Origin of the sequence: Protofrankia symbiont of Coriaria myrtifolia (genome assembly GCF_900634755.1) — a bacterium.
GTDB lineage: Bacteria > Actinomycetota > Actinomycetes > Frankiales > Frankiaceae > Protofrankia > Protofrankia coriariae.
This window is the reverse complement of sequence record NZ_CAAAFS010000278.1, coordinates 1-4260: the sequence shown is the minus strand read 5'-3', so window position 1 is coordinate 4260 and position 4260 is coordinate 1. Positions and strand designations below refer to the sequence as shown.

The following is a 4260-nucleotide window of genomic DNA, read 5'->3' as shown; positions in this document are numbered from 1 at the left end:
GCCACTGTCGGAATACGGGCGTTCTTTGCCGCCTGGAGCCCGGCCCTGGCCGGTGGGCAGTCGATCGCGATGGTGATGATGCCGTCCGCGTGTGCCGCGACCGCCTGGTTGATGGCGGCCGTATAGCCCGCGGGACTGGCCTTGCCGTCTGCCGTCGTGACTTTCCAGTCCAGCACCCTGCCTGCCTCCTGGATGGCCGCGGCGGGTTCGGAACAGCCGAACAGCGCCGAAGAACACGGAATCACCCAGATGTTCTTTCCCTTCTGGGCGCTGGGACCGCCCTTGGCGGGTGCGCTGTAGAGGCCTTTGTAGGCCGCGTCGACCGCTTCCCGCGCCGTGGCGGTGTAGCCGTCCCCGGAGGCCGACGCGGCGCCGCCGCCCGTGGCGTCGGGTAAGTCCGGTCCGGAGGAGGAACACCCGGCCGCGGCCACAAGCGCCACCGCGGTCACGGCGGCGAGCATGCCGGATGTCGAACGCCTCACTGCCCTCAGATGGATCATTGTTCTCCCTGTCGGTGGTGTCTGGATCGGGATGGGAGGCAGAGCCGGAGGCCGTGGCCTGCCCCGACCGGGGAGATCAGGGTCTGGGCCTCGGCGGGCGGGGGCGTTGATGACCGAGCCTGCCAGCAGCATTGCGGCGTTACCCACGGGGTCGGCCAGCCACGGGCCGCGCGTAGCGTCGTTGGCCAGGACGGCTGTTCGGGTGGGAGGGGTGGTGTCCTCTCTCTCGTCGTTCGTGCCCGCCGGAGGGCTTCCGCCGCGGGAGCCTTCCGGCGAAGCAGGTGGACGCGCCCGTCGCGTCGGTACTCCCTGGAATTCGCGGAAGCTGGAACTGTGCTCCGGCTCACAACCTGGCTGAGCGAGGGCGAACGCTAGCGGCGGATCCCCAGGTGCGCAGCCACGCCGCACCTGGCCTTTTGGACCCCGCTCCAAAACCCGCTCCGGCGGGACCACGGGCGACGGTTGAGCACTGACCCCCTGCCGACGGCGGAAACGGACCCCGGTTGACGGTGGGGGTGCTGAGAGTGCAGGACTGGGCGGAGATCCGTCAGCTGACTCGTTGGCCGCCGCGGGCGAACAACCGGCGTCACCGGCAGCGCCACCGCCGGTCGAGGGGGGCCGGACCCGGGCGCCGTTGACAGGGACCGTTGCTGGCTGTTTGCTGCCATGGAAGGCATCCGCATCCATGGTTCAGGCGACCTGCGGACGGGGGTCTCGGACAGGACATGAACGGGGCTCGTCAGGCCGAATCGGAGCATCGACAGATACCGAACGTGACCGGTATGCGGCAGCCGTCCGAGTGCGCCTCCGAGGTGGGTGGCGAGCACCGGGAACATCGGGAACTTGCCGCGTTCCGGAAACTGGCTGGCGCGCTGGCCGAAGAACGTGACCTTGACACGATCTTCCATCTCATCGTCGACACCCTCAGCGAGCTGACAGGCGCCGACCGGTGCAGTCTGCATCTGCGTGACCGGGAAACCGGTCTGTTGCACGGCAAGGCCGCGCATGCTGCCCGGGACATCGACATACCCGTAAAACAGCTGGTCAGTGGAATGCCCGGGGACAATTTCACCCGGGAAATCCTCGACACCGGCCGGCCCGTGATGCTCACGAACACGCTGGTGGATCCCCGGCCGGTGCACGCCGCGATGCGTCGCTGGCGGGCACGCTCGGTGCTGGGAATCCCCATGAGGCTCCGCGGCGAGGTAATCGGGATTCTGTGTCTCGACACCGAGGACACCACGATGGAGTTCTCACAGTCGGACCAGGAGCTGGCGTTGTCGTTCGCCGAACTCGCGGCCACGGCGATCAACCAGGTTCAACTGACCTCCCAGCTCAGGGACAGCCTCCACGTACAGGCCAGACAGCTGGAGATGCTGCAGCGCGCTCGTCGCATGGAGGGGCAGCTCGCGGATATCGCGCTGAGCGGCTGGGGGGTTCGCGAACTGGGGGAGACGGTCGCGCAACTGCTGTCGAAACCCTGCGCCATCTACGACGTGGACTTTCGCTGCCTGTCCTGCGCCGGCGCGGCAGACGATCTGCGCGTGAAACTCCGGTCGTTGGGCAACATGCGGCATCATCCCTCGGTCGAGCCCGTCATGGAGTCGCTCGAGTCCGGACGCCCGCAGTGCATTCCGCCACTGCCGCAGGCCGGCATCAACCATCGGCTCCTGTTGACCTCGATCGAACTCAATGGGCAGCGGCAGGGCTACGTCGTTGTCGTCGAGGCCGCCGGCCGGTTCGGTCAGCTCGATGAAGTCATCGTGCGCAGGGCCGCGCACAACATCGCTCTTGAGCGTTTGCGGAGCAGGTTCGACCAGGACATGGAATGGCATGCGGTCGAGGCCCTCGTGGGAAGCCTGATCCGTGGCGAGCGGGGGCTCGGGGAACGGGCTCGCTCGCTCGGCGTCGATCTCACCGCGCGGCGGGTGGTCTGCCTCGTGGCCGCGCGGGACAGCAGTTCGGCAAACCGCGTCGTGTCACGGCAGGTGGCCCAGATCCTGACCGACCGGGAATCACCGTCAAGCGCGCTGGCGGCCTGGTCCGGCAGCGACATCGCAGTGATCATTGAGGTGCCGAAGGACCACGACCGGCGTGAGGCGATCGAATGGGTGAGGGTTCGGCTGTGTACCGTGCTTGCCGAACTCAGCCCGGAAGGCCAGCTCTGTGCGGCGATCTCGACGGTGGTGGAGGCTCCCGGGGATGACCAGCGAGCCCATCGTGAGGCCCAGCAGGTCCTGAAGTGCATCCGGGAGCATCTCTCGGACGCCGAGCCGGGAGTGCTTGCCGCCGACGATCTCGGCGCGGCACGACTCCTGTTGGCCTCCACCAGCCGCGACGAGGCCCGTCAACTCGTTCTCGACACGTTCGGGCCCCTGCTGCGAGATCGGTCCGTCAAGTCCGTGGAACTGATGTCGACACTGGAGCCGTTCCTGCGGCTGGCCAGAAACGTGCGCGACTGCGCCGACGAACTAGGCGTCCATCCCAACACGGTGCGCTACCGGCTCACCAACATCGAACGCCTCACCGGTCTGCGCGTCACCACTGACGACAGTGACTATCTGACCGCGCAGATGGCGATGGCGATCGTTCGCCTCGGCGGCTGCCCGGCGGTTGCCGCCGGCGTCGGCTACCCGCCCGAGGCGTCGCCGACGAGCCGCGGCAGGTCGATGCCGAGTTCGGCGAGCACGCCGGCCGTGTCGTCGTCACCGGGCTGAGGTTCGGCGATCGGTTCCGACTGCGTGCGACTGAAGCGTGGTGCTGGCGAGGGGAGAACGGCATCGCCCACCCTGGTGAAGACCGCCCGGGTCACGTTGTGTGGATGAGCAGGCGCCTCCGACATCGTGAGAACGGGAGACAGGCATACGCCGGCCTGCTCGGCCCGGGCGCACCACTGCGCCTGGGTGCGTTGCCGGAACACCGTCGCGAGCCGCTCCCGCCACCATGGCCAGTTTGCCCGATCCCATCTGTCGACCGATTCGCCGTGCAGCCCCAGCAACCGCAGGAGGGACTCCCAGAGCCTGTCCTCGACTGCCCCCACCGCGACAAGGCGGCCGTCGGCGGTCTCGTACACGTCGTAGAAAGGTGCCCCCGAGTCATTGAGGTTGCTGCCACGCTGTTCCACCCACCTGCCTTCGTTGCGCATCTCATGGCTCATGGTGCTCAACAGGGCCGCGCCGTCGACCATCGCGGCGTCCACCACCTGTCCCACGCCGGACGATCGTGCCTCCAGCACGGCTGAGACGACGCCGAGGGCCAGAAACATCGCACCGCCACCGTCGGCAAGGAGGTTCATCGGAGGGAAGGGCAGAGTCCCGGCTCGTCCGAGGTGGGCCAGGACTCCCGAGACGGCCAGATAGTTGATGTTGTGCCCGGGCTGCGCCATCAGCGGGCCGGTCTGACCCCAGCCGGTCAACCGCCCGTAGACAAGGCGTGGATTGTGCGGTGCGCAGTCCTCCGGCCCGAGGCCGAGGCGTTCCATCGAACCCGGAAGAAAGCCTTCGATCACGGCATCGGCACGCTTGATGATCTCAAGCGCGGTGGCGCGGCCACCGGCGGACCTGAGATCCAGCCGCACTCGCCTTCGACGGCGGCCCAGCCCGGCGTCGGACAACGGCGTGATGTCGTCAGCCTCGCGGGGACGATCGACAGTGATGATTTCGGCGCCCAGATCCCCCAACAGCATTCCGCAGAACCGAACCGGCCCCCGACCGCCAAGCTCAAGAATCCGGACTCCTCGTAGACTGTCGCCGCTAATGTG

General features: G+C 67.8%; 2 protein-coding genes and 1 pseudogene. 1 reads left to right on the top strand and 2 read right to left on the bottom strand.

The window, feature by feature from the left end:
* Window positions 1–461 (bottom strand): annotated as a pseudogene (locus tag CM1CMNOD_RS15520) (hypothetical protein); the annotation flags it as partial.
* Window positions 462–1282: 821 nt separating this feature from the next.
* On the opposite strand from CM1CMNOD_RS15520, the gene CM1CMNOD_RS15515 reads away from it, so the two are divergent.
* Window positions 1283–3217 (top strand): helix-turn-helix domain-containing protein, encoded by a 1935-nt coding sequence (locus CM1CMNOD_RS15515; RefSeq protein WP_202797634.1) that lies wholly within the window; start codon window positions 1283–1285, stop codon window positions 3215–3217.
* On the opposite strand, the gene CM1CMNOD_RS15510 is transcribed toward CM1CMNOD_RS15515, so the two are convergent.
* Window positions 3130–4257, bottom strand: a complete 1128-nt coding sequence (locus CM1CMNOD_RS15510) for a CaiB/BaiF CoA transferase family protein (RefSeq protein ID WP_043606845.1) — start codon at window positions 4255–4257, stop codon at window positions 3130–3132. The genes CM1CMNOD_RS15515 and CM1CMNOD_RS15510 overlap by 88 nt on opposite strands.
* Between the last annotated feature and the right edge of the window lie 3 nt (window positions 4258–4260).